We start from the raw sequence: 24,740 nt of genomic DNA on the forward strand, positions 1-24,740 counted from the left end.
AATTAGCTTTTTGTAAGCGCTGATTGGCCATATTCAGACACGCTATCGGGCCGATCACTGTCAGATCGCATCCCGCGCACCAAGCTGAAAACCTCGGCGCAAATCACCGCTGCGCGCCAGAAAACGACCCGCACGCCGTGTGTTCGACTGCCCTTCGCTGTAGCTCAAGACGCCGTTTACCCACACACGCTCAATCCCTTCGGCCGCACGCTGAGGCGTCTTGAAATCCGCCATGTCACGCACCCGCGCAGGGTCGAAGAGCACCAGGTCAGCCCAGTGCCCCTCGCGAATTTCTCCTCTTTGGGCCAAGCCGAAACGCGCCGCCGACAGCCCGGTCATTTTGTGTATCGCCGTGTACAACGGGAACAATCCGACATCCCGGCTGAAATGCCCTAGCACCCGTGGGAAAGCGCCCCACAAGCGCGGATGAGGAAACGGATCTTCAGGCAACCCATCCGACCCCACCATCGACAATGGGTGCGCAAGAATGCGCCGTACATCCGCCTCATCCATGCCGTAGTACACCGCCCCCGCAGGTTGCAAACGGCGGGCGGCATCCATCAGCGAAACGCCCCACTCGGCGGCAATCTCCTGCAAATCACGCCCGCCCATTTGCGGGTGCGGTGTGGACCAAGTGATGGTGATGCGAAACGCGTCAGTCACCTGCTTGAGGTCCAGGGTCGAGGAGCTGGCGGCATAGGGGTAGCAATCACAACCCACCGGATGATCTTTTGCCGCTGCTTCCAGGGCCGCCAACAGCTGCGGGCTGCGCCCCCAGTTACCGGCACCGGCGCATTTAAGGTGGGAAATGATCACCGGCACCCTGGCGTGTCGACCGATCAGAAACGCCTCATCCATTGCTTCCAGCACTGGCTCGAACTCACTGCGCAAATGCGTGGTGTACACCGCGCCGTAGGCCGTCAGCTCCTCAACGAGCTGCAGCACTTCATCGGTGTTGGCGTTGAAGGCGCTGGCATAGGCCAGGCCTGTGGATAACCCCAGGGCACCGGCCTCCAGGCTCTCTTGCAACTGCACGCGCATGGCCGCGATTTCATACGGTGTGGCGGTGCGATGCAGGTCGTCCATATGGTTGCTGCGCAGCGCCGTGTGACCGATCAATGCCGCGACGTTCACTGCCGGATGGGCGCCCTGCACCGCGTTGCGATAATCGCTGAACCGCGGATAACAGAACTGCTCACGGTTGCCCAATAAGTTCATCGGGTCCGGCGGGTCGCTGCGCAAACTCACCGGCGAAGCGCTGATACCACAGTTGCCGACAATCACCGTGGTCACGCCCTGGCTGAGCTTGGGCAGCATCTGCGGCTGGCGAATCACTACCGTGTCGTCGTGGGTGTGCACGTCGATAAAACCCGGTGCCAATACCCGGCCATGGCCGTCGATGATCTGCTCGGCCTGGGCTGTGGACAAGTCGCCAATCGTACGGATGCGCCCTGCCTGCACGCCCACATCGGCGACATACCCTGGGGTGTTACTGCCATCGATGATCAGCGCCTGGCGAATCAGCGTGTCGTACTTCATATCAATCTCCAAGCGGCAGGCTACCAGGGCCGCCGCGGTAATCGTCCAGCGCCAGTTTGATCCGGCGCAGGCGTTCCTGGTTGTCGTCCGGCAGGGCCAGCGCCAACTCGGTGGCGAGCAGGTCGATAGCCAGCAGCATGCCGTAGCGGGCCGCAGTGGGCTTGTAGATAAAACTGGTTTCCGCCGATTGCAGCGGCAGCACGACATCCGCCAACTGCGCCAGCGGCGAATCGGCAAGGGTGATGGCAATGATCCGCGCGTCGTAGTTGCGCGCCAGCGTCACTACCTCCAGTAACTCCGGGGTCAGGCCCGTGAGTGAGCAGGCGATCACGGCATGTTCGGGCCCCAGGGTCGCCGCCGTGACACGCATCATCACAGGGTCGTGGCTGGCGGCAATCGGATAGCCCAGACGCACCAGGCGCACCTGCAACTCATCGCTGCACAGGCTCGACGGCCCGCCCATGCCGAACGCATGGATCATCCGAGCCTTGCCCAACAGCTTGACCGCATCGCCAAAGCTGCGCTGATTGAAGCCCGAAAGGTGCTGACGCAACGTCGCCTCGATATCCCCCAGAATCTGCCGATGAAACGCTGACTGTTCTGGCTTGCCCGCCGGGTCCAGGAAGCGGCTGCCCACGCCGCTGGCCTGGGCCAACTGCAGGCGCAAATCGCGCAAGTCACGGCAGCCCACGCTGCGGGCGAAGCGTGACAAGGTGGCGGTACTCACCTCAGCCCGTTGCGACAGTTCCTCCAGGCTGGCGGACGCGGCAAAGCCCACATCCTCAAGCATCAGCTTGGCAATACGCCCTTCGCCGGCACTGAAAGTGTCCTGGCGGGCGCGGATCTGATAGAGGATGTCCATGGGGGCTCCGGGTTACAGGCTCATAACACAAGGGACAGACCGTAGGTCAGGCCGAAGGCGACCAGCGAAATCAGGGTCTCGAGTACGGTCCAGGTCTTGAAGGTCTGGATGACCGTCATATTGAAGTATTCCTTGATCAGCCAGAAGCCGCCGTCGTTCACGTGGGAAAAGATCACCGAGCCTGCACCGGTCGCCAACACCAGCAATTCAGGGTGTGGATAACCCAGGCCCAAGGCGACCGGCGCGACCACCCCGGACGCGGTGGTCATGGCCACCGTGGCCGAGCCGGTGGCGACACGCATCAACGCGGCGAACAGCCAGCCCATCACCAGCGGCGACAACTGGAACGCATGGGCCAGGCCAAGGATTTCATGAGTAACACCAGCGTCCACCAGGATGCGATTCAAACCACCGCCCGCGCCCACCAGCAAGGTAATGCTGGCGGTCGGCGCCAGACATTCGTTGGTGAACTTGAGAATCGACTCGCGGTTGAAGCCCTGGGCCAGGCCCAAGGTCCAGAAACTCACCAGGGTCGCCACCAACAGGGCGATCACCGAGTTGCCGATAAACAACAGGAACTGGTTGAAACCGCTGCCCGGCGTAGAAATCACGTTGGCCCAGCCGCCGATCATCATCAGCACCACCGGCAACAGGATGGTGCCCATGGTCAGCGTAAAGCTGGGCAGGCGTGTACGCGGTTCACGCTCGATGAACTGGCGCTCCAGCGGGTTTTGCGCCGGCAAATGGATGTGCGGCACGATGAACTTGGCGTAGACGGGACCCGCGATGATCGCCGTGGGGATACCAATCAAAATCGCATACAGCACCGTCTGCCCGACCGAGGCGTTATAGGCCAGCACCGCCATCATTGCCGCCGGGTGCGGCGGCACCAACGCATGCACCACCGACAGGCCGGCGACCATCGGCAGCCCGACCATCAGGATCGACACGCCCACGCGCCGCGCCACGGTAAAGGCAATCGGCACCAGCAACACAAAGCCGACCTCGAAAAACAGCGGCAGCCCCACCAGAAACGCAATACACACCATCGCCCAGTGGGCATTGCGCTCACCGAAGCGGTTGATCAGCGTGCGCGCCACCTGTTCGGCGCCGCCCGACTCGGCCATCATCTTGCCGAGCATGGTGCCCAGCGCCACCACCAGGGCGATATGCCCCAGGGTCTTGCCGACACCCGCCTCGTACGAGCCCATGATGGTGTCCGCCGGCATCCCGGCCATCAGCGCCAGGCCGATGGACACCAGGGTAATCACGATAAAGGGGTTGAGTCGGTAGCGTGCGATCAGCACGATCAATGCAATGATGGCGATGGCAGCGTATGCCAACAGCCCGAAGCCCGGTGATGCGGCCATGCGGTACTCCTCGGAAAGGGTCACGTCGAATTGGTTGTGAAACTCATAAATCATTCCCGAGGAGCATTTTCAATTTTCATGAAAGTAATTTTCGCCCACGGATAAGCGCTGTCGCTTGGGGATATGCCCGACATGGGTGGATGAAAATTCGGGGGGTGTTCTTACATGAAGATCAGAGAAGGCGGAAACTCAGTCGCTGCCCTTGAGTCATAGAATGCGCATCCATTGCCCAGGAACCCGCTCATGATTCGCACCACAATTGCCGCCAGCGTCCTGCTCTTGTGCAGCAGCGCTTATGCCGCCGACAACCCTGCCTTGAAAAAATGCATGGACAGCGCCAATACCACCGCCGACATGGTCAATTGCAACGCCCGGCAAACCAAGGTGCAGGACGACCGCCTGAACCGCGCCTACAAAACCGCCCTCGCCGCCCAGGAAGGGCCGCGCAAACAGCAACTGCAAGACGTGCAGCGCCTGTGGATCAAATACCGCGACGCCAACTGCGCCTTCGCAGGCAGCGCCACCGACGGCACGATTGATCAGGTAAACGGCTCAGGCTGCGTGCTGGACATGACCCAGACCCGCGCCCAGGAGCTGGAAGACCTGGTCGGCCCGTAACTGCTACAGCTCCACCCCTGTGGCGAGGGAGCTTGCTCCCGCTGGGCTGCGCAGCGGCCCCAAAATCCTGGGCGCGCTTCGCACGCCAGCGGGAGCAAGCTCCCTCGCCACAGGGGCTCAATCAGTCGTGATGAACCTTGGCGCGCTTGAGCAGTTTTTTGCAGCGCTCGGATAAATGCAGCACCCGCAGGTGCTTGCCAGCCTTGGTGTAGCGCTCGCGCAGGGTCATCAGGGCGGCAATCGCCGAATAGTCGACAAAGCTCAGGTGACGGCAATCCAGTGTGACCTGGGCCGGGTCGTTGGCCGGGTCGAACTGATTCAAAAACGGCGTGGTCGAGGCGAAGAACAACGTGCCATGCAGCCGATAGAGCTTGCTGCCATCGGCCTCAAGGTGTTCATCGGCGTACAGTTCCCGCGCCTGCTGCCAGGCGAAGTTCAGCGCGGCGATGACGATACCGCACAGTACGGCGGTGGCCAGGTCGGTGAACACCGTAATGATCGTAACCGCCATGATCACCAGCACATCATTGAGCGGCACCTTGTTGATCACCCTCAACGATGCCCAGGCGAAGGTCTGTTGCGACACCACGAACATCACGCCCACCAACGCCGCCAGCGGGATCCGCTCGATCAGTGGCGACAGGAACAGAATGAACAACAGAATCATCACCCCGGCAAATACCCCGGAGAAACGCCCACGCCCGCCGGAGCTGAGGTTGATCACGGTTTGCCCGATCATCGCGCAACCACCCATGCCGCCAAACACGCCCGAGACCATATTCGCCGCGCCCAGGGCCACGCTTTCGCGGTCAGGATAACCACGGGTCTCGGTGATTTCGTCGGTGAGGTTGAGGGTCAGCAAGGTTTCCAACAGGCCAACCATCGCCATCAAAAACGCGTAGGGCGCGATGATGCCGAGGGTTTCCAGGGTCCAGGGGATCTGCGGCAGGGCGAAAGTCGGCAAGCCACCGGCGATGTGCGCCATATCGCCCAAGGTGCGCGTCGGCAGGCCAAGCAGGTACACCGCCAGGCCCACACCCAGAATCGCCACCAGCGCTGGCGGTACGGCACGGGTCAGGCGGGGCAACAGATACACAATGGCCATGGTCGCCGCCACCAGCCCGGCCATCACGTACAGCGGCGTGCCGCTGAGCCAGGTTTCACCGCTCTTGAAATGCTCCAGTTGCGCCAGCGCAATGATGATCGCCAGGCCGTTGACGAAGCCGAGCATCACCGAATGCGGCACCATGCGCACCAGCTTGCCCAGGCGCAGCAGGCCGAAAGCGACCATGATCAACCCGCCCAGCAGTACCGTCGCCAGCAAATACTCCACGCCGTGTTGCACCACCAGCGCGACGATCACCACCGCCATCGAACCGGCGGCGCCCGAGACCATGCCCGGGCGGCCGCCGAACAACGCGGTGAGGGTACAAATGATGAAAGCACCGTAGAGGCCCATCAGCGGGTTGAGATGAGCCACCAGCGCAAAGGCGATGCATTCGGGCAGCAAGGCGAAAGACGTGGTGAGGCCGGCCAGGGCGTCGGCGCGCAGACGGGTGAGGTTCATGGAGTACCAGGGAATTGCGGGGGATTAGGCGGGGGATGGTACGGAATTGCGGCGGGTGGGGCTAGTGAAGTGTCAGGTCCGATACACCGAGTCTCCCCTTTCGCGAGCAAGCCAGCTCCCACATTTGGATCTGTGAATAGATTCAAATGTGGGAGCTGGCTTGCTCGCGAAGGCCGCACCGCGGTGCTAAGCGAACATCACACCATCTCGTCGCGAATCCACTCCACCACCGAAGTACGCTTGGGCACCCAACCCAACAGCTCACGAGCGTGCTTGCCGCGCACTCGGCTATTGGAGCCCAAGCCATAGTTGGCCATTTCATACCCCCACTCGGCCTCAGCCTCGGCCAATGACCAATCCTGTGGTTTACCCAGGTTCAGCGCTTGGGCAATCGCCGTGGTCATGTCGATGAATGCTGCTTCGCTGCTTTCCACAAAGTAGAACGTACCCGGGACGTTTTTGGTCAGCGCCAGCAGATACAGGGCGACCACATCTTCAATATGCACGTTGGACCAGATGTTCTGCCCGCTGCCCACATGGCGCACTACCCCGCTTTTGCGCGCCTGCTTGAGCAAGCGTGGCAATTGCACGCTGTCACGCTTTACGCCCAGGCTGTGGCCGTAGATCAGGGTGTTGCAGATCACCGCCGAATTCACACCGTCATTGGCCGCCGCAAGGATCAGGTTGTCGATCGCCACGCGTGCGGCCTTGTCGACGGTCGGCTCTGGCAGGTTGTCTTCAAAGTAGATGACTTCACTGGCCTTGCCGCCCGACGCATCGCCGACGATGCTCGAACCGCTGGTGTGCAGGAACGGCTTGTTTGAGCCTTTCAAGGCAGCCAGCAAGGTTTCTACGGCACCGCGATGGTCGCTGCTGGCGGCGTTGATCACCGCATCGGCCTTCTGCGCCTGCTCGGTCAATACCGCTGCGTCGTCGAGGGTGCCGATCACCGGCGTGATGCCCAGGGCAGTCATTTCGGCGGCTTGCTCGGCGCTGCGCACGAGGCCGGTGACGTGATGGCCGGCGTTGACCAGGCCGGTGGCGATCGAACCGCCGATAAACCCTGCTGCACCGGTAACGAATACATTCATGGAGGTTGCTCCTGACTGGGTAAGTGATGCGCCCAGTATCCAGCCCCCACTACTGCCGAATAAGCCCGTGCGGCCCAATTCACTCTTGCGCTCAGGTCACGAATCAGCGCGCATACCGCGCCAGCTTGGCCTGAATAAAGTCCAGGAAGCACTGGATGCGCAGTGCCAATTGCGAGTTGCGATAGAACACCGCGTGGATCGGCTGGCGATAACCGCTGTTGAATACCTCCAATATGGGCACCAGACGGCCGGCGTCGATGTCATCGACGGTCATGAAATTCGACAGGCAACAAATGCCCTGCCCCTGCAGCGCCAAATGACGCAGGGTTTCGCCACTGGACGCGCTGACGCCGGGCTGAATCAGCCAGCGGTCACCTTCGCCGTGACGCAGCGGCCAGTGGTTGAGGGTCTCGGTGTGGGTGAAGCCCAGCAAGGTATGATCAGCCAACTCGGCAACGGTCGTCGGCGTGCCGTATTGCTTGAGGTATCCGGGGCTGGCCAGAACATGGAGCGGCGTGCTGCCCAGGAAACGCGCATGCAGGGTCGAGTCGGCAAGGGCGCCGATGCGAATGGCGATGTCGGTGCTTTGCTCCAGCAGGTCGATGATCAAATCATCGCTGTTGAGCTCCAACTGGATATCCGGGTAAAGGCTGCGAAATTCGGCGATATACGGCACGACCCCATGCAGCATGAACGGCACGGCGGCATTGATACGCAGGCGGCCGGCCGGTTTTTTCTGGCGCGATGACAGGCGCTCTTCCAGCTCATCCATCTGCGCCAGGATCAGCTTGGCCTGCTCGAAGAAGTACTTGCCCTCCTCGGTCAGGTCCATGCGCCGCGTGGTGCGGTTGATCAAGGTGGTGTCGAGCTTGGCTTCCAGGCGCGACAAGGTGCGGCTGACTGCCGATGGCGTTTGCCCGACTTTTTCGGCGGCGGCGGAAATCGAGCCGCATTCAATCACGCTGACGAAGATCTGTAGCTCATCGGAACGGGCTTTCACGGGCGGTCCTTCATTTATCGGCTGACACGTGCCCGCTCATTATTAACCAGCCAGCAACAAATGGCCTCCCAGCAACGCCATGCCGGTGAAAAATCCACGTTTGAACCACAGCGCACTGATGCGTCGGCGCACCACCTGACCCAGCCACATCCCCAGCAATGCCGGCACCAACGCCAGCAATGACGCGCCCATTTCACCGCCGCCCAGTGCCCCGCGCCAGGCCAGCCCGGCGGCAAGTGCCAACGTCGACACGGTGAACGACAGCCCCAGCGCCTGCACCAACTGATCACGGCTCAAGCCCAGCGCTTGCAGGTACGGCACCGCCGGGATCACGAAGACACCGGTGGCCGAGGTAATGATGCCGGTGATCACCCCGCACAAGGGGCCCAGCCAGCGCTCGGTTCGAGGCGCAACCTTGAAGGTTGGCAGGAATAACCCGCTCAGCGCATACACCAGTAAAGCCGCGCCCAGGGCACGCACCACCCAAGGTCCGCTACCCATGCCCAGCCACAAGGTGCCCAGCCCGGTGCCGAGGAAGATCAGCAACAGCATCGGCCACAGGCGTTTGAGCAAGGCACCCAAGTGCCCGCCAAAGGACAGTTGCCAGAGGTTGGTCACCGTCGAAGGAATGATCAGCAATACCGCAGCCTGCGCCGGCAGCATAGCCAGGCCAAGCATGCCCATGGCTACAGTGGGCAAGCCCAGGCCGATGACGCCCTTCACCGTACCGGCCAGCAGGAAGGTGGTGATGACCAGCGCTGTGAGGGCGGGGCCGAGGTTTTGGTAGAACGCGAGGAAGGTATTCATGCACCGATTGTGCAGGGCTGGAGAGTGGCTGAAAATTCGCCATATACTGAGCCAGCCTCTTGTTTTGTGTGAGGCTGATGACGCTATCGCAGGCAAGCCAGCTCCCACATCTGGAATTGTGAATACATTCAAGTGTGGGAGCTGGCTTGCCTGCGATGAGGCCCTTCCAGTCACTGGGAAACTTCATGCACTTTGACCTCATCGACCTGCGCCTCTACCTGCACATCCTGGACACCGGCAATATCACCGCCGGCGCGGCCCGCAGCCACCTGTCCCTGGCTGCCGCCAGCGCACGCATCCGAGCCATGGAGTCTTCACTGGGCATCGCGTTTCTCGAGCGCGGCCGCCGTGGCGTGACCCCGACACCCGCGGGCAAAGCCCTGGCGCGGCATGCCCGCCTGCTGTTGCAGCAGGCCGACCATCTGCAGCAAGACCTGGCCGAATACGCCAACGGCGTCAAAGGCCAGGTACGCCTGCTGTGCAATACCACCGCCCTTAGCGAGTACCTGCCTGAACTGCTCGCTCAGTTTTTGCGCGAGCACCCCAACCTCGATATCGACCTGCAAGAATTGCCCAGCCTGCGCATCACCCACGCCTTGCGCCAGGGCACCGCCGAGCTGGGGATTATTTCCGATGCGGTAGACACTCACGGCTTGCAGACCCTGGCGTTTCGCGACGACCCGCTGGTGCTGATCATGCCCCTGGACCACCCGTTGACCAGCGCGAGTTTTATCGAGAGCTTGCAATACGACTACGTGGGCCTGGCGGCCAACAGCGCGTTGGCGGTTTACCTGGAAGAACAGGCACTGCACGCGGGCTTTCGCTTGCAGACGCGCATTCGCGCCGACGGTTTTGATGGGGTGATTCGCATGGTCGCCGGCGGTGCGGGCCTGGGCATCGTGCCTCAGGCCGCCTTGGACCGTTGGCCACCTGCACGGCGCTTCAAAGCCCACCCCCTGCAAGAAGAATGGGCCTGCCGCAAACTGTTGTTATGCGCACGCTCGTTCGAGCAACTGCCCGGTTACGTCAGCACATTACTCGCTGCGCTCACCGCCCCCCCTTGTAGGAGCGAGCTCGCTCGCGAAGATCGCCAACGATAACGCGAGCTATCAGGTTTAACGCGGCGCTCTCGGGTTCTTCGCGAGCAAGCTCGCTCCTACAGATGATGCGCGTTTGTGGAAGAAGGTGTAGTAAACCGCCGACAAGATCAGCAGGAACGGCACGCCAAACACCAGTGTCATCTTGAAGGCGTCGGTGAAATAGGTGGTGATCATCACCGCCCCCATCAGCACCAACCCCAGCAACGTGCTGTAGGGAAACAGGCGCAACTGGAACGACAACTTCGCCCCGCCATGACGCTTGCGATAGCGGCGGAAAAACAGGTGAGTGAGGAAGATCATGAACCAGGTGAAGATTGCGCCAAACATCGAGATCGCCATCATCAGGGTGAACGAACTTTCCGGGTACACCACGTTGAGCAACGTCGCCAGGGCAATGCCCGAACTGGACAGCAGCAATGCGTTGAGCGGGATGCCGTTCTTGCTCAGCGCGCCCATGGACTTGGGCGCAAAACCAGCGCGCGAGAGGCTGAACATCATGCGCGTGGTGATGTAGAGCTGACTGTTCATGGCCGACAGCGCCGCGATCAGGATCACGAAATTCATCACCCCGGTGGCACCAGGAATGCCGATGGTCTGCATCACTGTGACAAACGGGCTCTGGGCCTGACCGGCCTGGTTCCACGGCACGATGGCGAGCATCAGCGCCAGGGTCAGCAGATAGAACACCACCAGCCGCACGATGGTAGCGCGGAAGGCTTTCTTCACTGCCTGCTCCGGGTCGGCGGCTTCACCGGCGGCCACGGCGATCATCTCGACACTGAGGTAGCTGAAGATCGACACGATCACCGCGATCCACATGCCACTCAAGCCATGGGGGAAAAAGCCGTCGTGGGCCGTGTAGTTCTGCACCCCGTAGTCAGGGTTACCGGAGCCGAACACCACATACACCGCCAGGATGATGAAACCGACAATGGCGCTGATCTTGATCGTCGAGAACCAGTATTCGAAGTTGCCGAAGGTCTTCACGCTGATCGCATTGAGCAGGATCAGCACACTGGAAAACGACACGATCCACACCCACTCCGGCACGTTGGCGAACCAGTACTTCATGTACATAGCCACCGCCGTGACCTCGGCCCCCACCGCCAGCACAATCGCCGCCCAGTAGGCATAGCGCACCAGGAACCCGGCCAACGGGCTGATGTAGAACTCGGCGTAAGCGCCAAAGGAGCCGGAGGTGGAATGGGCCACCGTCATCTCCGCCAGGCAGCCCATCAGCAGCAAGGTAATCAACGCACCGATGGCGTAGCTCACCAGCACGCTCGGCCCGGCATAACCAATGGCGTAGGCGCTGCCCATGAACAGCCCGGTGCCGATGGCGCCACCGATGGCGATCATGCTCATCTGGCCGGAAGTGAGCTGGCGCCTCAGGCCCAGTTCACGGTGGGTAATCTCTGCAAAGCCGTTGTCTGGCGTGGTCACTGGTGTGCCCCTTTATTATTGTGATAGTGGCTGACGCTGAACCTGTGGGAGCTGGCTTGCCTGCGATAACGGTAGTGAATGCACCGACGCTATCGCAGGCAAGCCAGCTCCCACATTTGATCTGTGTTGCTCTTAAGTAACGCTGTTGCGGACTTTGAATTGCGGCTGGTCCCAGGTGGCGTTGTCGAGTATTTCTCCGAGGATTTCCACGGCGTCCCACACTTCGGTAAAGCTGGTGTACAACGGCGTGAAACCAAAGCGCATGATCCGCGGTTCGCGGTAATCGCCGATCACGCCTCGGGCGATCAGGGCCTGGATCACGGCGTAACCTTCGGGGTGTTCAAAGCTGACGTGGCTGCCGCGCCGGGTGTGTTCACGCGGGGTGATCAGCTCCAGGCCGTGGGCGGCGCAACGACTTTCGACCAACGCAATGAACAGGTCAGTCAAGGCCAGGGACTTAGTCCGCAGGCGCACCATGTCGGTCTGGGCAAAAATCTCCAGGCCACATTCCACCATGGCCAACGAGGTAATCGGCTGCGTACCGCAGAGGTAGCGGGCAATGCCGGCGCTGGGGGCGTAGGTGGACTCCATGGCGAACTGCCGGGTATGCCCGAACCAACCCGATAACGGCTGGCGCACCACATCCACCAACGCCGGGTTGACCCACACAAAGGCCTGGGAGCCCGGTCCGCCGTTGAGGTATTTGTAGGTGCAGCCAATCGCATAATCCGCATTGGCCTGATGCAGGTCGACAGGCACCGCGCCCGCCGAATGCGCCAGGTCCCAGATGCTCAGCGCGCCGCACTCGTGGCTCAGCGCGGTCAGGGCCGCCATGTCGTACATATAGCCGGTCTTGTAGTTGACGTGGGTGAGCATCACCACCGCCACGTCCGCATCGATAGCCTGGGGAAGTTCCGCCGGGCTGTTCACCAGGCGCAAGGAATAGCCTTGTTGCAGCAATTCGGCCAAGCCTTCGGCGATGTACAAGTCGGTGGGAAAGTTGCTCGCTTCGCTGACGATGACCTTGCGCGCAGGTGTACGTTGGCGCTGCACACTCAAGGCGGCGCTGAGCACTTTGAACAGGTTGATCGAGGTGGTATCGGTGATCACCACCTCGCCCTCACGCGCACCAATCAATGGCGCCAGGCGATTGCCCAGGCGCAGGGACAAATCCGCCCAGCCGGCGCTGTTCCAGCTACGAATCAAGCCATTGCCCCACTCCTCGGCGATCACCTGTTGTGCCCGCTCCAGCGCCGCCACCGGGCGAGCGCCGAGGGAGTTGCCATCGAGGTAGATCACGCCTTCGGGCAAGGCGAATTGGGCACGCAGGTGGGCCAACGGGTCCTGGGCGTCGAGGGCTTGGCAATGGCTTCGAGTGGTCATGGGTCGTCCTGGTTTTTATAAGTGAGGATGAACCAAATAATGAACGAACTTTTAGAGAATTTTCGTGCAAAGTGGTGGGTGAACGGCTATTTAAGCTGTAGAAAATTCGAATTTAACCTCCAAACACGCGGATATCTTCCAAGCATGATTCTCGACGCTACCGACCTGCGCCTCCTGCATTTCCTGCAACAGGATGGCCGCATCAGCAACCAGGAATTGGCGGAAAAAGTCGCGCTGTCGCCGTCTGCATGCCTGCGCCGTTTGCGCCTGCTGGAGAGCGAGGGAATCATCAGCGGTTACCGCGCGGTATTGAACGCCGAACAGCTGGGAATCGAGCTGGAAGCCATCGTGCACCTGTCGCTGCGCCAGGATGTGGAGGACTGGCATGAGACGTTTATCAAGAAGGTGCAAGGCTGGCCGGAGGTGGCGAGCGCCTATGTAATCACCGGCGCCAGCAACTATGTGCTGCGGGTGCAGGCGCGCAACCTCAAGCACTTTTCGGACTTTATCGTGAATCATCTGAACCGCACGGCGGGGGTGATGGATATCCGCTCGGAGATAGTGCTGCAGAAGATCAAAGACCGGGATGAGGTGTTGGACCTGGTCGTGCGCAAATAACTAAATCACCAAAAAACCAATGTGGGAGCTGGCTTGCTGTGGCGAGGGAGCTTGCTCCCGCTGGGGTGCGCAGCGCCCCCAAAAGCCGGCTCCAGCTTCGCTGTCGAGCGGGAGCAAGCTCCCTCGCCACAGCAAGCCAGCTCCCACAGATCAGTCTTCGAGGGCGCGGACTCGTTGCATGCGCTGCTGCTCTATTGGCGCATCCGCCACCTGCAACTCAAAGTCAAAATCAATCTGCGCAAACCGCCCTTGCACGCCAAATTCGCGCGCCAGTTGCGGATCGTCACTGAAGCGAATCTCGGCAATCAGTTCATCCCGGGTGGCATAGGCAAAGTCATCGTGCAGGTACGGATCATCCGACAGGTTGATCTGCGTGGTCAGGTGCCGGTGCCCCGGCGCCGAGATGAAGAAGTGGATATGCGCCGGCCGTTGCCCGTGGCGCCCCAGTTGGTCAAGCAACTGTTGCGTCGGCCCGCTCGGTGGGCAGCCGTAGCCTGAAGGCACGATGCTGCGAAAACGGTAGTTGCCCTGGGCGTCGGTCTCGATGCGCCGACGCAGGTTGAATTCCGATTGCGCCGGGTCGAACCACGAATAGGTCCCGCCCGTGTTGGCCTGCCACACATCGACAATCGCCCCTGCCAACGGCTTGCCCTCGGTATCGCGTACTTGCCCGCGCATGAACAACGGCACCGCGTCGTCCTTGCCGTCATCCAGCCGTGCCTCGTACTTGGACAGCGGCGCACCGGCCACGTACAACGGGCCTTCGATGGTGCGCGGCGTGCCGCCCGACTTGCCGGCCTCCTCGTCGGCGGCATCCATCAACAGGTCCAGGTAATGCTCCAGGCCCAAGCCGGCGGCAAGCAGGCCGGCCTCCTGGTTTTTGCCCAGTTCATTGAGGTAGTTGACCGCCTTCCAGAATTCTTCCGGGGTCACTTCCAGGTCTTCGATGATGTTCACGGTGTCACGCAGGATCCGATAGATCAGCGCCTTGGTGCGCGGGTTGCCCGCGTCATTGAGATTACCGCTGGCTTCTTCGAGAAACTGTTGGGCGTGGGCAGTCTGGGACAGGCGGATGGACATGGTGCATTCCTCATCTTGTAGTTATAGGTGGAAGCCGGCTCAGCGGTCGTCCGCATGGATCGACGACGGATGGCGGCACAGCGCGTTCACTTCGATGGCCATGTAGGGGAACAACGGCAGTTGCATCAGCAGGTCGTGCAGGTCCTGCACGCTGTCGACATCGAACACGCTGTAGTTGGCGTAATGCCCGGCGATGCGCCACAGGTGGCGCCATTTGCCCTCCTCTTGCAGGCGCTGAGCCAAGGCTTTCTCCTCGGCCTTGAGGCTGGCGGCACGCTCGGGGTGCATGTCGAGGGGCAGGTTCACGGTCATTTTTACGTGGAACAACATGGCAGAGGCCTCTTAGTGTTTGTCACGGCGAAAGAACGCCAGGCGCTCTTCATCGAGCGCCAGGCCCAGGCCCGGCGCGCTGGCAACGTGCAGCTGGAAATCGCGGTACACCGGTGGCTCGGTGAGGATGTCTTCGGTGAGCAACAGCGGGCCGAACAATTCGGTGCCCCACGCCAGGGTGTTCAGCGTGAGAAAGGCATGGGCCGAAGCCAGGGTGCCAATGCCGCCTTCGAGCATGGTGCCGCCGTACAGGCCGATGCCAGCCGCTTCGGCAATCGCCGCCGTGCGCAATACAGCGCGAGGGCCGCCATTCTTGGCGATCTTGAGGGCGAACACTGTGGCCGAGCCTTCACGGGCCAGGTTGAATGCATCCTCGACACACTCGATGGACTCATCGGCCATGATCGGCACCGGGCTCGACAGGTTGAGCCGAGTCATACCACCACGGTTGTTGCGCGAGATCGGTTGTTCGATCAGGTCGATACCGTTGTCGCCGAGCACCTTGCACGCCCGCAGGGCCACGGCTTCATCCCAGGCCTGGTTGACGTCGACGCGCACACTGGCGCGCTCGCCCAGGGCTTTTTTGATCGCGATCACATGGGCCAGGTCGCGGTTGACCTCCCCCGCGCCGATCTTCAATTTGAAGAGACGGTGGCGGCGCAGGTCGAGCATTTTCTCGGCCTCGTTGATGTCCTGTTCGGTATTACCGCTGGCCAGGGTCCAGGCCACCGGCAACGCATCACGCACACGCCCGCCCAGCAGCTCGCTGACCGGGAGCCCGAGGCGTTTGCCAAGGGCGTCGAGCAAGGCGCTTTCGATACCGGACTTGGCAAAGGTGTTGCCGCGAATACTGCGCTCCAGGCGCAACATCGCCGCGTTGACGTTACTCGCGTCCTGGCCGATCAACAGCGGCGCGAAGTGACAGTCGATGTTGACCTTGATGCTGTCGGGGCTCTCGTTGCCGTAGCTCAGGCCGCCGATGGTGGTGGCTTCACCGATGCCTTCGATGCCGTCGGTGCAACGCAGGCGAATGATGACAAGGGTCTGGTTTTGCATCGTGTGCATCGCCAGCTTGTGCGGGCGAAGGGTGGGCAGGTCGACGATGACAGTTTCAATCGACTCGATGGTGCAAATCGGCATGGCAATACCCATTGGGTTCTTTATAAATTTACGTCGATTCTGTTCCGCATTTTTTTGGGCTTCCAATATAGAATTGGTCTCGTGCGATACCCTCAAGGTATGAAAGGAGTCGATATGGAACTGCGTCACTTGCGCTATTTCCAGGTGCTGGGCGAGACCCTCAACTTCACCCGAGCTGCCGAACGCTTGCATATCGCCCAGCCGCCTTTGAGCCGGCAGATCCAGCAACTGGAGGACGAACTGGGGGTGGTGCTGCTGGAGCGCAGCCGGCCCTTGCGGCTGACAGAGGCCGGACGGTTTTTCTATGAGCATGCCAGTGTGCTGCTCGAACAACTGGGCAAGGTCTGCGACACCACCCGGCGCATCGGCCAAGGCGAGAAAACCTGGCTGGGCATCGGCTTTGCGCCGTCGACCTTGTATGGCGTGCTGCCGGAGCTGATTCGGCGCCTGCGCACTCACGAGGCCCTGGAGCTGGAGCTGGGTTTGTCGGAGATGACCACTTTGCAGCAGGTCGAAGCGCTCAAGGCTGGCCGCATTGACGTAGGCTTCGGGCGGATTCGCATCGACGATCCGGCCATCGTCCAGCGCGTACTGGTGGAGGACCGCCTGGTAGCAGTGCTGCCCAGTGGTCACCCGTTGCTGGGCGCCCCGGCCACCCTCGCCCAGTTGGCCGGCGAACCCTTTGTGCTCTACCCCGGCAACCCGCGCCCCAGTTATGCCGACCATGTGATCGCGCTGTTCGACGCCCATGGCTTGAGCCTGAAGGTGGCGCAGTGGACCAACGAATTGCAGACCGCTATTGGCCTGGTGGGCGCAGGTATGGGGGTGACGTTGGTGCCGGCGTCGGTGCAGGTGCTGCATCGGGCGGATATTGGCTATACGCCGATTGTGGAGGCCACTGCGACTTCGCCGATCATTCTGAGCCGGCGGGTGAATGACCAGTCGCCGGGGCTGACTCATTGCCTGCAACTGGTTGAAGAGTTGATCTGAGATTTTCCCAAACACCGCAATTCCCTTGTAGGAGCGAGCTTGCTCGCGAAAAACTCACAGGCGCCGCGTTCATCCAGCAAGCACGCGTTATCGTTAACGTTTTTCGCGAGCAAGCTCGCTCCTACATTTGATCTTCATTGGTTTCAAAGGCTGCGCAGGCGCTTGCGTTGCAATGTCTGGCTGGGCGACTCATCGAACAACTTGCGGTATTCCGCCGAAAACCGCCCCAGGTGCGTAAACCCCCAGCCCAGGGCGATTTCAGAAATAGTGCGCATTGAGCCCTGCTCCAGAATCTCCTGGCGCACCGCCCCCAACCGATGCTTCTTCAGATACGCCATGGGCGACAGTGCGAAGTACTTGCGAAACGCATCGAACAGTTTGAACCGCGACACGCCCGCTGCCGCTTCCAGGTCTTCCAGGTGCAGCACTTCACGGGCGTTGTCGTGGATGAATTGCCGCGCACGGATCAAGTAGTGCGGCAGTTTCACCCCCAGAACCTCGCGCAGTTCTTCAGAGTAGTTATTGGGTTGGGCCAGGATCAGCCCCTTGATCAGCGAGCTTTCCAGGTCACGGGTAAACGCCGCCTGCTCGTACAACTCGCTGCTGCATTCCAGTTCGGCGATGAAGTATCGCGCCATGCGCCACCACGAGGCCGGTGCTCCGTCCACAGCATCCATCACCGACTCAAACCGCAGCGGTGCATCGATGGGCCGTTGCAGCAAACCTTCCAGTGACTCGCTCATCGCCGCGCGGGTGATCACCACCTGCAACTTGCGGCAGTCACCGGAAATCGCCAGCACCTGATGCTCATTGGGTGAAATGATCACGCCCTGGTCGCGGTTGGAACTGAGGCGCTCACCGTTCTTGCTCAGCTCCTGCTCGCCCACCAGCGGCAGGCTCAAGCTGTAGCTGCTGAAGTGCTCGGCGTCTTCGATGTCGATGGTCACATCGGTACCGTACTCGATCACGCCCAGGGTGGTGGCGCGGGATTTGAACACGTTGGCGCTGTGGTGAAAGCGCAGGCGTTCGGGGGTGGCCGTCGCCAGGCGATGGGGCCCGCAGATGCCGGACATCCAGCTGCGCGCGCCTTCCAGGTCGAAGCGTTGAATATGAATATCGCGTGTCTGGCTACTCATCAGGGTGCACCCACGGCGGTTAGGCATTTGCGCGCTCTGGCGGCGCGTCGTTGAACCTCGACAGCAAGTTCCAGGCCACGCCAGCAGCGTGGCCACTGGGTGGATAGTAAGGGTCGACTATGTGGATAAATCCCAGGGTTCTACGACCATCGCCCACCATCACAGTAGCGCATGCCGTCACCTGCGCGCACCGCCATGGGTATTTGTTGCCCAACTTTGCGGCCTGCGTTCCCCCATTAAGCGGATAGCCCGCTACCGCATTGCAGCCGCTTAATGGCTCACCGTTTAGCCATGATCAAAAGGTGCCTCCCATGAGTGGTGCAAGAACCGTCGAGCAGTGGAAAACCTTTATCGAAAGCTGCCTGGACTTTCGCCCGGCAGATGAAGTGTTCCGCATCGCCCGCGACATGTTCACCGAGCCCGAACTGTTCGACCTGGAGATGGAGCTGATCTTCGAAAAAAACTGGATCTACGCCTGCCACGAAAGCGAACTGGCCAATAACCACGACTTCGTGACGATGCGCGCCGGGCGCCAGCCGATGATCATCACCCGTGACGGCGAAGGCCGGCTCAACGCGCTGATCAACGCCTGCCAGCATCGCGGCACTACCCTCACCCGCGTGGGCAAGGGCAACCAATCCACCTTCACCTGCCCGTTCCACGCCTGGTGCTACAAGAGCGATGGCCGACTGGTGAAGGTCAAGGCGCCCGGGGAATACCCGGAAGGTTTCGACAAGGCCACCCGCGGCCTGAAAAAAGCGCGCATCGACAGCTACAAGGGCTTTGTGTTTATCAGCCTGGACGTGAACGGCACCAACAGCCTGGAAGATTTCCTGGGCGACGCCAAAGTGTTCTTCGACATGATGGTGGCGCAATCGGCCACCGGTGAGCTGGAAGTGCTGCCAGGCAAGTCCGCCTACACCTACGACGGCAACTGGAAGCTGCAAAACGAAAACGGCCTGGACGGTTATCACGTCAGCACCGTGCACTACAACTACGTGGCCACCGTGCAGCATCGCCAGCAGGTCAACACCGAGAACGGCGCAGGTTCCAGCACGACGCTGGACTACAGCAAGCTCGGCGCCGGCGACGCGAATACCGACGATGGCTGGTTTGCCTTCAACAACGGCCATAGCGTGCTGTTTAGCGACATGCCCAACCCCAGCGTGCGCTCCGGCTACGCCACCATCATGCCGCGCCTGGTAGAAGAACACGGCCAGCAGAAGGCCGAGTGGATGATGCACCGCCTACGCAACCTGAACATCTACCCCAGCCTGTTCTTTCTCGACCAGATCAGCTCGCAGTTGCGCATCATCCGCCCGGTGGCCTGGAACAAGACCGAGATCATCAGCCAGTGCCTGGGCGTGAGAGGTGAGTCCGACGCCGATCGCGAAAACCGGATCCGCCAGTTCGAGGACTTCTTCAACGTCTCGGGCATGGGCACGCCCGACGACCTGGTGGAATTTCGCGAAGCCCAGCGCGGCTTCCAGGGCCGCCTGGAACGCTGGAGCGACATATCACGGGGCAGCCATCGCTGGGAGACCGGGCCGACGCCCAACAGCGAGGCCATTGGCATCCAACCGGCGATGACCGGCACCGAATTCACCCATGAAGGCTTGTACGTCAACCAGCATCGCAACTGGCAGCAGTTTCTGCTCAAGGGTTTGGACGAGCGAGCCCTGACACTGCGGGAGGTGAAATGATGAATGCGCAATTGCAGTACCAGATCGAGCAGTTCTTCTACCGCAAGTCCGAACTGTGCGATGCCCAGGACTGGGACGCCTACGTGCAATTGTTCGACCCGCAGAGTGAATTCCACCTGCCGCAATGGGACTCGGAACACGTCTACACCCAAGACCCCAAGCGCGAGATGTCGTTGATCTACTATGCCAACCGCTCGGGCCTGGAAGACCGCGTGTTCCGCCTGCGCACCGGCAAAGCCGCCTCTGCCACGCCGATGCCGCGCACCTTGCACCTGATCAACAACGTGCGCATTGCCGAGCAGGCCGACGGCACGTTGGAGGTGCGTTTGAACTGGCACACGCTGTTTTATCGGCTGGCTACTTCCGAGCAGTTCTATGGGCACGCAACCTATCGCCTCAAGCCCGAGGGCGACAGCTGGCTGATCACGCGCAAGCACGCCCTGCTGCTCAACGACACCATCAACTCGGTGCTGGATTTCTATCACCTTTAAAACCAGCACATCCCCCTTGTGGCGAGGGAGCTTGCTCCCGCTGGAGTGCGCAGCGCTCCCAGTTTTTTGGGGCAGCTTCGCAGCCCAGCGGGAGCAAGCTCCCTCGCCACAGGGGCACGCTTGGAGTTTCATCAATGAATCACAAAGTGGCCTTCAGCTTTGCCGATGGCAAGACCCTGTTCTTCCCGGTGGGCGCCCATGAAATCCTGTTGGATGCGGCCCTGCGCAACGGCATCAAAATCCCGCTCGATTGCCGCGAAGGTGTGTGCGGCACCTGCCAGGGGCGTTGTGAGTCCGGCGAGTACAGCCAGGACTACGTGGACGAGGAAGCGCTCTCCAGCCTCGACCTGCAACAGCGCAAGATGCTCAGTTGCCAGACCCGGGTGAAGTCCGACGCCACCTTCTATTTCGACTTTGATTCGAGCCTGTGCAACGCCCCCGGGCCCGTGCAGGTACGCGGCACGGTGAGCGCGGTGCAGCAGGTGTCGACCAGCACCGCCATCTTGCAGGTGCAACTGGACCAGCCACTGGATTTTTTGCCGGGCCAATACGCGCGTCTGTCGGTGCCCGGCACCGATAGCTGGCGCTCCTACTCCTTCGCCAACCGGCCGGGTAATCAGTTGCAGTTCCTGGTACGCCTGCTGCCCGATGGAGTCATGAGCAACTACCTGCGTGAACGCTGCCAAGTAGGTGATGAAATGTTGATGGAGGCGCCCTTGGGTGCGTTTTATCTGCGGCATGTCACCCAACCGTTGGTACTGGTGGCGGGCGGCACCGGGTTGTCGGCGTTGTTGGGCATGCTCGATGAGCTGGCCGTCAACGGCTGCACGCAACCTGTGCACCTGTACTACGGCGTGCGCGGCGCCGAAGATTTATGTGAAGCGGCGCGTATCCACGCCTACGCGGCAAAAATCCCGAACTTTCGCTACACCGAAGTGCTGAGCGACGCCTCAGCCGAGTGGACGGGCAAACGCGGCTACCTCACCGAGCATTTCGACCTGGCCGAACTGCGGGACAGATCGGCGGATATGTACGTGTGCGGCCCCCCTCCGATGGTCGAATCCATCCAGCAATGGCTGGCGGATCAGGCACTTGATGGCGTTCAGCTGTATTACGAAAAGTTTACGCAGAGTAATATCTGACCCTCAGCAGTTCTGAGGGGCCGATGCGGCGTGCAATCACCCTTGAGAAAAACAAGTAGAAGGGAATGTTAATGGCGGATGACATGGTTAACCCGGTGGGCCTCAAGCGTGGCCTGAAAAACCGGCACATTCAGCTGATCGCCTTGGGAGGTGCGATTGGTACAGGCTTGTTCCTCGGCTCGGCCGGGGTACTCAAGTCGGCGGGGCCGTCGATGATCCTGGGCTATGCGGTGGCCGGGTTTATCGCGTTCCTGATCATGCGCCAGCTAGGCGAGATGATCGTCGAAGAGCCGGTGGCCGGTTCCTTCAGCCACTTCGCACATAAATACTGGGGCGGTTACGCAGGCTTCCTGGCGGGCTGGAACTACTGGGTGCTCTACGTGCTGGTGGGCATGGCCGAGTTGACGGCGGTGGGTAAGTACATCCAGTTCTGGTGGCCGGAGATCCCAACCTGGGTCAGCGCGCTGGTGTTCTTCGTCGCGGTGAACCTGATCAACACCCTGAACGTGAAGTTCTTCGGTGAAGCCGAATTCTGGTTTGCGATCATCAAGGTGGTGGCGATTGTCGGCATGATCGTGCTCGGCTGCTACCTGCTGTTCAGCGGCACCGGCGGCCCCCAGGCCTCGGTCAGCAACCTGTGGAGCCACGGTGGTTTCTTCCCCAATGGCGGCATGGGGCTGTTGATGTCGATGGCCTTCATCATGTTCTCGTTCGGTGGCCTGGAACTGGTCGGCATCACCGCCGCCGAGGCCAGCGAACCACGCAAGGTGATCCCCAAGGCAATCAATCAGGTGGTGTACCGCATCCTGATTTTCTATGTCGGTGCGCTGACCGTGCTGTTGTCGCTGTACCCGTGGGATCAACTGCTGCAAACCCTCGGCGCGTCAGGCGATGCCTACAGCGGCAGCCCGTTTGTGCAGATCTTCTCGCTGATCGGCAACGACACCGCCGCCCACATCCTCAACTTCGTGGTGCTGACCGCGGCGTTGTCGGTGTACAACAGCGGCGTGTACTGCAACAGCCGCATGCTGTTCGGCCTGGCCGAGCAAGGTGACGCGCCCAAGGCGCTGATGAAGCTCAACAAGCAAGGCGTGCCGCTACGGGCGTTGGCGATTTCGGCGTTGGTGACGATGCTGTGCGTGGTGGTCAACTACGTCGCGCCGCACAGTGCGCTGGAGTTGCTGTTTGCCTTGGTGGTTGCTTCGCTGATGATCAACTGGGCGCTGATCAGCCTGACCCACATCAAGTTCCGCAAGGCCATGGGCGAGCAAGGCGTGACGCCGTCGTTCAAGACCTTCTGGTTCCCGTTCAGCAACTACCTGTGTCTGGCCTTCATGGTGATGATCATCGGGGTGATGCTGGCGATTCCGGGAATTCGTGAGTCGGTGTACGCGATGCCGGTGTGGGTGGGGATTATCTACGTTGCCTATCGGTTTCGGATCAGAAACGGGAAAGTAGCTGTGGCGCAGTAACACCTGTGGGAGCCGGGCTTGCCCGCGATGGCGGCGTGTCAGCCAACGGGTGGGCCGGCTGATACACCGCCATCGCTGGCAAGCCAGCTCCCACAGTTGACTGTATTTCACATAAAAAAAGCCCCGGTAATCCGGGGCTTTTTTGTTTAGAGCGTGGAACGTACTCGCCAGAGTTCAGGGAACAGTACCGTGTCGAGCATCTTGCGCAGGTACCCCACGCCTTCAGTACCGCCAGTACCCGGCTGGAAGCCGATGATGCGTTCCACCGTGGTGACATGCCGGAAGCGCCACTGGCGGAACGAATCTTCCAGGTCGATAAACTTCTCGGCCAACTGATACAAATCCCAGTAACGGCTCGGGTCGCGATATACCTCGCGCCAGGCCGCTTCCACCGATTCATCGTGCACCGTGGCTGCGGTCGGGTCGCGCTCGGCGCGCTTGGGATCAATCGCCAACCCCGCCTTGACCATCAGGTTTACGGCCTCGTCATACAGCGACGGCGTGGCAATCGCCACCTGCAATTGCTGCAGCAACTCCGGGCGATGAGCATGGGGCCGCAGCAGCGCCGGGCTTTTGTTGCCGAGGATGAATTCGATCTCGCGGTACTGGAACGACTGGAACCCCGACGACTGCCCCAGGAACGGGCGAATCGCCTTGTACTCTGATGGCGTCATGGTCGCCAGCACCGCCCAGGCGTGCACCAGTTGATCGAAGATCCGCGACACCCGCGCCAGCATCTTGAACGCCGGCGGCAGCTCACCCAGGCGCACATGTTCGCGGGCGGCCTTGAGTTCGTGAAGCATCAGTTTCATCCACAGCTCAGAGGTCTGGTGCTGGATGATGAAGAGCATTTCGTTGTGGTCTGGCGACAGCGGGTGCTGGGCGCTGAGGACTTTGCCCAGGTCCAGGTAGTCGCCATAGCTCATGGACTCGGAGAAATTCAATTCGGCGTTATGCCATTCTTCCGGCGGTTGGTAATCAGCTGAAAAAGGACATTGGCTCATCGCGTGGGCTCCTTGAGCGGGCGGAGAATGGCGCGCACGGGGCTCGCGTCCAGGTTGGCGAAGCGCAGCGGCAGCGCGATCAGTTCATAGTCGCCCTCCGGTACGTCATCGAGCACGATGCCTTCGAGGATCGCCATGCCATGGCGCGCCACGACGTTGTGCGAATCCATGGTCTTGGATTGTTGCGGGTCCAGGGACGGCGTATCGATACCGATCAGGCGCACCCCCAGGCTGGCCAGCAGCTCAATGGTCTGGGGGGCGATGGCGGTGAAGTTCGAATCCCAGTCGGTGAGCGGAGCTTGTGGATAAGTGCGCAGCAGCACGCGCTCGGGCAGGTTATCCACACGCCCTTGCAACTGATGGGGCTGCACCAGGGCGCCGCTGCCCAGGCAGTGCAATACCCGGCACGGCCCCATATACACATCCAGCGACACCTCGCCAATCGGCGCGCCATCAGCGCTGTAATGCAGCGGCGCATCCACATGGGCGCCGGTGTGCGGCGACAGGGTCACGCGCCCCACATTCACCGGGCACTCCGGGCCGAACTGCCACACACGCTCTTCCTGAAACGGCGTATCACCCGGCCAGGTCGGGGTGGCCGTGCTCAAGGGCGGGCTGATATCCCACCACGTTTTTATTGGGTTCATTGCAAGGCTCTCACTCGTTACTGAGGTGAATGATACGAGGGAGGGGTGTGAATTTTCTTGCGAATTCTGGCGCGATACGGGAAATCTTTCGCAGTTACTGCGAGGAAACATCGGTTTGATGCACAGATCTGTCGCTCAGATACGCCACGACCTCGTGTGGGAGCCTGGCTTGCCAGCGATAGCGGAGTGTCAGGCAATGGAGATGCT

Annotated in this window: 23 protein-coding genes; 8 read left to right on the forward strand and 15 right to left on the reverse strand. The window is 61.0% G+C overall.

What is annotated here, in order from left to right; genetic code table 11:
- Positions 1-60 precede the first annotated feature (60 nt).
- The 3 genes from ACP7CZ_RS16505 to ACP7CZ_RS16515 are packed head-to-tail and all read right to left on the reverse strand — an operon-like array spanning position 61 to position 3,825.
- On the reverse strand, positions 61-1,539 hold the full coding sequence (locus ACP7CZ_RS16505) for an N-acyl-D-amino-acid deacylase family protein (protein ID WP_294166109.1): 1,479 nt from the start codon (positions 1,537-1,539) through the stop codon (positions 61-63).
- Position 1,540: 1 nt separating this feature from the next.
- Positions 1,541-2,401: a MurR/RpiR family transcriptional regulator gene (locus ACP7CZ_RS16510; protein ID WP_034128758.1), complete on the reverse strand. Its 861-nt coding sequence runs from the start codon at positions 2,399-2,401 to the stop codon at positions 1,541-1,543.
- A gap of 20 nt (positions 2,402-2,421) precedes the next feature.
- Positions 2,422-3,825, reverse strand: a complete 1,404-nt coding sequence (locus tag ACP7CZ_RS16515; protein WP_057975041.1) for a gluconate:H+ symporter — start codon at positions 3,823-3,825, stop codon at positions 2,422-2,424.
- A 189-nt stretch (positions 3,826-4,014) separates the two neighbouring features.
- Between ACP7CZ_RS16515 and ACP7CZ_RS16520 the strand changes: the two genes are divergently transcribed.
- Positions 4,015-4,389, forward strand: a complete 375-nt coding sequence (locus tag ACP7CZ_RS16520) for a lysozyme inhibitor LprI family protein (protein ID WP_294166102.1) — start codon at positions 4,015-4,017, stop codon at positions 4,387-4,389.
- 121 nt (positions 4,390-4,510) lie between these two features.
- On the opposite strand, the gene ACP7CZ_RS16525 is transcribed toward ACP7CZ_RS16520, so the two are convergent.
- From ACP7CZ_RS16525 to ACP7CZ_RS16540, 4 genes are all read right to left on the reverse strand, one after another.
- The gene (locus ACP7CZ_RS16525) at positions 4,511-5,956 is read right to left on the reverse strand and encodes a SulP family inorganic anion transporter (RefSeq protein ID WP_072447255.1); all 1,446 of its coding nucleotides are present in this window, start codon (positions 5,954-5,956) and stop codon (positions 4,511-4,513) included.
- A gap of 197 nt (positions 5,957-6,153) precedes the next feature.
- Complete coding sequence (locus tag ACP7CZ_RS16530; RefSeq protein WP_072447257.1) at positions 6,154-7,047, reverse strand: NAD-dependent epimerase/dehydratase family protein; 894 nt, start codon at positions 7,045-7,047, stop codon at positions 6,154-6,156.
- 103 nt (positions 7,048-7,150) lie between these two features.
- Positions 7,151-8,047 carry a LysR family transcriptional regulator gene (locus ACP7CZ_RS16535; protein WP_072447259.1) on the reverse strand — a complete coding sequence of 299 codons (897 nt, stop codon included), beginning with the start codon at positions 8,045-8,047 and terminating at the stop codon, positions 7,151-7,153.
- A 42-nt stretch (positions 8,048-8,089) separates the two neighbouring features.
- Positions 8,090-8,854 carry a sulfite exporter TauE/SafE family protein gene (locus ACP7CZ_RS16540; protein ID WP_089042345.1) on the reverse strand — a complete coding sequence of 255 codons (765 nt, stop codon included), beginning with the start codon at positions 8,852-8,854 and terminating at the stop codon, positions 8,090-8,092.
- A 185-nt stretch (positions 8,855-9,039) separates the two neighbouring features.
- Here ACP7CZ_RS16540 and ACP7CZ_RS16545 point away from each other — a divergent pair, with 185 nt between their 5' ends.
- Positions 9,040-9,954, forward strand: coding sequence for a LysR substrate-binding domain-containing protein (locus ACP7CZ_RS16545; RefSeq protein WP_089042344.1), 915 nt, complete (start codon positions 9,040-9,042; stop codon positions 9,952-9,954).
- A 15-nt stretch (positions 9,955-9,969) separates the two neighbouring features.
- Here the strand turns inward: ACP7CZ_RS16545 and ACP7CZ_RS16550 are convergent, their stop codons facing one another.
- Positions 9,970-11,397: an amino acid permease gene (locus ACP7CZ_RS16550; RefSeq protein ID WP_034128766.1), complete on the reverse strand. Its 1,428-nt coding sequence runs from the start codon at positions 11,395-11,397 to the stop codon at positions 9,970-9,972.
- Positions 11,398-11,529: 132 nt separating this feature from the next.
- Positions 11,530-12,780 carry a kynureninase gene (kynU, locus tag ACP7CZ_RS16555; RefSeq protein WP_089042343.1) on the reverse strand — a complete coding sequence of 417 codons (1,251 nt, stop codon included), beginning with the start codon at positions 12,778-12,780 and terminating at the stop codon, positions 11,530-11,532.
- Positions 12,781-12,924: 144 nt separating this feature from the next.
- On the opposite strand from kynU, the gene ACP7CZ_RS16560 reads away from it, so the two are divergent.
- Positions 12,925-13,398, forward strand: a complete 474-nt coding sequence (locus ACP7CZ_RS16560; RefSeq protein ID WP_003176072.1) for an Lrp/AsnC family transcriptional regulator — start codon at positions 12,925-12,927, stop codon at positions 13,396-13,398.
- A 150-nt stretch (positions 13,399-13,548) separates the two neighbouring features.
- On the opposite strand, the gene catA is transcribed toward ACP7CZ_RS16560, so the two are convergent.
- The 3 genes from catA to ACP7CZ_RS16575 are packed head-to-tail and all read right to left on the reverse strand — an operon-like array spanning position 13,549 to position 15,948.
- Positions 13,549-14,478 (reverse strand): catechol 1,2-dioxygenase, encoded by a 930-nt coding sequence (gene catA / locus ACP7CZ_RS16565; protein ID WP_034128778.1) that lies wholly within the window; start codon positions 14,476-14,478, stop codon positions 13,549-13,551.
- Between the two features lie 39 nt (positions 14,479-14,517).
- Complete coding sequence (gene catC, locus ACP7CZ_RS16570) at positions 14,518-14,808, reverse strand: muconolactone Delta-isomerase (RefSeq protein WP_003194105.1); 291 nt, start codon at positions 14,806-14,808, stop codon at positions 14,518-14,520.
- A gap of 12 nt (positions 14,809-14,820) precedes the next feature.
- A complete protein-coding gene (locus tag ACP7CZ_RS16575) occupies positions 14,821-15,948 on the reverse strand; it encodes a muconate cycloisomerase family protein (RefSeq protein ID WP_054897005.1) in 1,128 nt (375 codons plus the stop codon).
- A gap of 114 nt (positions 15,949-16,062) precedes the next feature.
- Here ACP7CZ_RS16575 and ACP7CZ_RS16580 point away from each other — a divergent pair, with 114 nt between their 5' ends.
- The gene (locus tag ACP7CZ_RS16580) at positions 16,063-16,938 is read left to right on the forward strand and encodes a LysR family transcriptional regulator (protein ID WP_034128779.1); all 876 of its coding nucleotides are present in this window, start codon (positions 16,063-16,065) and stop codon (positions 16,936-16,938) included.
- Positions 16,939-17,081: 143 nt separating this feature from the next.
- Here the strand turns inward: ACP7CZ_RS16580 and ACP7CZ_RS16585 are convergent, their stop codons facing one another.
- Entirely contained in the window at positions 17,082-18,074 is a 993-nt protein-coding gene (locus ACP7CZ_RS16585; RefSeq protein WP_060764185.1) for an AraC family transcriptional regulator, read from the reverse strand.
- 311 nt (positions 18,075-18,385) lie between these two features.
- On the opposite strand from ACP7CZ_RS16585, the gene antA reads away from it, so the two are divergent.
- From antA to ACP7CZ_RS16605, 4 genes are all read left to right on the forward strand, one after another.
- Positions 18,386-19,777, forward strand: a complete 1,392-nt coding sequence (antA, locus tag ACP7CZ_RS16590) for an anthranilate 1,2-dioxygenase large subunit (protein ID WP_034128780.1) — start codon at positions 18,386-18,388, stop codon at positions 19,775-19,777.
- Entirely contained in the window at positions 19,777-20,268 is a 492-nt protein-coding gene (gene antB, locus ACP7CZ_RS16595) for an anthranilate 1,2-dioxygenase small subunit (RefSeq protein ID WP_034128781.1), read from the forward strand. Before antA ends, antB begins: the two co-directional genes overlap by 1 nt.
- Positions 20,269-20,402: 134 nt before the next feature.
- Positions 20,403-21,410 (forward strand): anthranilate 1,2-dioxygenase electron transfer component AntC, encoded by a 1,008-nt coding sequence (gene antC / locus ACP7CZ_RS16600; RefSeq protein WP_105228448.1) that lies wholly within the window; start codon positions 20,403-20,405, stop codon positions 21,408-21,410.
- Between the two features lie 71 nt (positions 21,411-21,481).
- Positions 21,482-22,882: an amino acid permease gene (locus tag ACP7CZ_RS16605; RefSeq protein ID WP_034128783.1), complete on the forward strand. Its 1,401-nt coding sequence runs from the start codon at positions 21,482-21,484 to the stop codon at positions 22,880-22,882.
- A gap of 146 nt (positions 22,883-23,028) precedes the next feature.
- On the opposite strand, the gene kynA is transcribed toward ACP7CZ_RS16605, so the two are convergent.
- Both kynA and kynB read right to left on the reverse strand, forming a co-directional pair.
- The gene (gene kynA / locus ACP7CZ_RS16610) at positions 23,029-23,886 is read right to left on the reverse strand and encodes a tryptophan 2,3-dioxygenase (protein ID WP_072434974.1); all 858 of its coding nucleotides are present in this window, start codon (positions 23,884-23,886) and stop codon (positions 23,029-23,031) included.
- Positions 23,883-24,533: an arylformamidase gene (gene kynB, locus ACP7CZ_RS16615; RefSeq protein WP_181125032.1), complete on the reverse strand. Its 651-nt coding sequence runs from the start codon at positions 24,531-24,533 to the stop codon at positions 23,883-23,885. Before kynB ends, kynA begins: the two co-directional genes overlap by 4 nt.
- Between the last annotated feature and the right edge of the window lie 207 nt (positions 24,534-24,740).

Source organism: Pseudomonas sp. DWP2-2 (genome assembly GCF_049897065.1).
Lineage (GTDB): Bacteria > Pseudomonadota > Gammaproteobacteria > Pseudomonadales > Pseudomonadaceae > Aquipseudomonas > Aquipseudomonas paracarnis.

Coding starts and splice junctions, on each gene's coding strand:
- ACP7CZ_RS16575 (WP_054897005.1), bottom strand. CDS start 15,948: ATGCCGATTTGCACCATCGAGTCGATTGAAACTGTCATCGTCGACCTG.
- kynU (WP_089042343.1), bottom strand. CDS start 12,780: ATGACCACTCGAAGCCATTGCCAAGCCCTCGACGCCCAGGACCCGTTG.
- ACP7CZ_RS16560 (WP_003176072.1), top strand. CDS start 12,925: ATGATTCTCGACGCTACCGACCTGCGCCTCCTGCATTTCCTGCAACAG.
- ACP7CZ_RS16515 (WP_057975041.1), bottom strand. CDS start 3,825: ATGATTTATGAGTTTCACAACCAATTCGACGTGACCCTTTCCGAGGAG.
- ACP7CZ_RS16585 (WP_060764185.1), bottom strand. CDS start 18,074: ATGAGTAGCCAGACACGCGATATTCATATTCAACGCTTCGACCTGGAA.
- ACP7CZ_RS16510 (WP_034128758.1), bottom strand. CDS start 2,401: ATGGACATCCTCTATCAGATCCGCGCCCGCCAGGACACTTTCAGTGCC.
- ACP7CZ_RS16525 (WP_072447255.1), bottom strand. CDS start 5,956: ATGAACCTCACCCGTCTGCGCGCCGACGCCCTGGCCGGCCTCACCACG.
- catC (WP_003194105.1), bottom strand. CDS start 14,808: ATGTTGTTCCACGTAAAAATGACCGTGAACCTGCCCCTCGACATGCAC.
- antB (WP_034128781.1), top strand. CDS start 19,777: ATGAATGCGCAATTGCAGTACCAGATCGAGCAGTTCTTCTACCGCAAG.
- ACP7CZ_RS16530 (WP_072447257.1), bottom strand. CDS start 7,047: ATGAATGTATTCGTTACCGGTGCAGCAGGGTTTATCGGCGGTTCGATC.
- ACP7CZ_RS16505 (WP_294166109.1), bottom strand. CDS start 1,539: ATGAAGTACGACACGCTGATTCGCCAGGCGCTGATCATCGATGGCAGT.
- ACP7CZ_RS16605 (WP_034128783.1), top strand. CDS start 21,482: ATGGCGGATGACATGGTTAACCCGGTGGGCCTCAAGCGTGGCCTGAAA.
- ACP7CZ_RS16540 (WP_089042345.1), bottom strand. CDS start 8,854: ATGAATACCTTCCTCGCGTTCTACCAAAACCTCGGCCCCGCCCTCACA.
- ACP7CZ_RS16580 (WP_034128779.1), top strand. CDS start 16,063: ATGGAACTGCGTCACTTGCGCTATTTCCAGGTGCTGGGCGAGACCCTC.
- kynA (WP_072434974.1), bottom strand. CDS start 23,886: ATGAGCCAATGTCCTTTTTCAGCTGATTACCAACCGCCGGAAGAATGG.
- antC (WP_105228448.1), top strand. CDS start 20,403: ATGAATCACAAAGTGGCCTTCAGCTTTGCCGATGGCAAGACCCTGTTC.
- catA (WP_034128778.1), bottom strand. CDS start 14,478: ATGTCCATCCGCCTGTCCCAGACTGCCCACGCCCAACAGTTTCTCGAA.
- kynB (WP_181125032.1), bottom strand. CDS start 24,533: ATGAACCCAATAAAAACGTGGTGGGATATCAGCCCGCCCTTGAGCACG.
- antA (WP_034128780.1), top strand. CDS start 18,386: ATGAGTGGTGCAAGAACCGTCGAGCAGTGGAAAACCTTTATCGAAAGC.
- ACP7CZ_RS16545 (WP_089042344.1), top strand. CDS start 9,040: ATGCACTTTGACCTCATCGACCTGCGCCTCTACCTGCACATCCTGGAC.
- ACP7CZ_RS16520 (WP_294166102.1), top strand. CDS start 4,015: ATGATTCGCACCACAATTGCCGCCAGCGTCCTGCTCTTGTGCAGCAGC.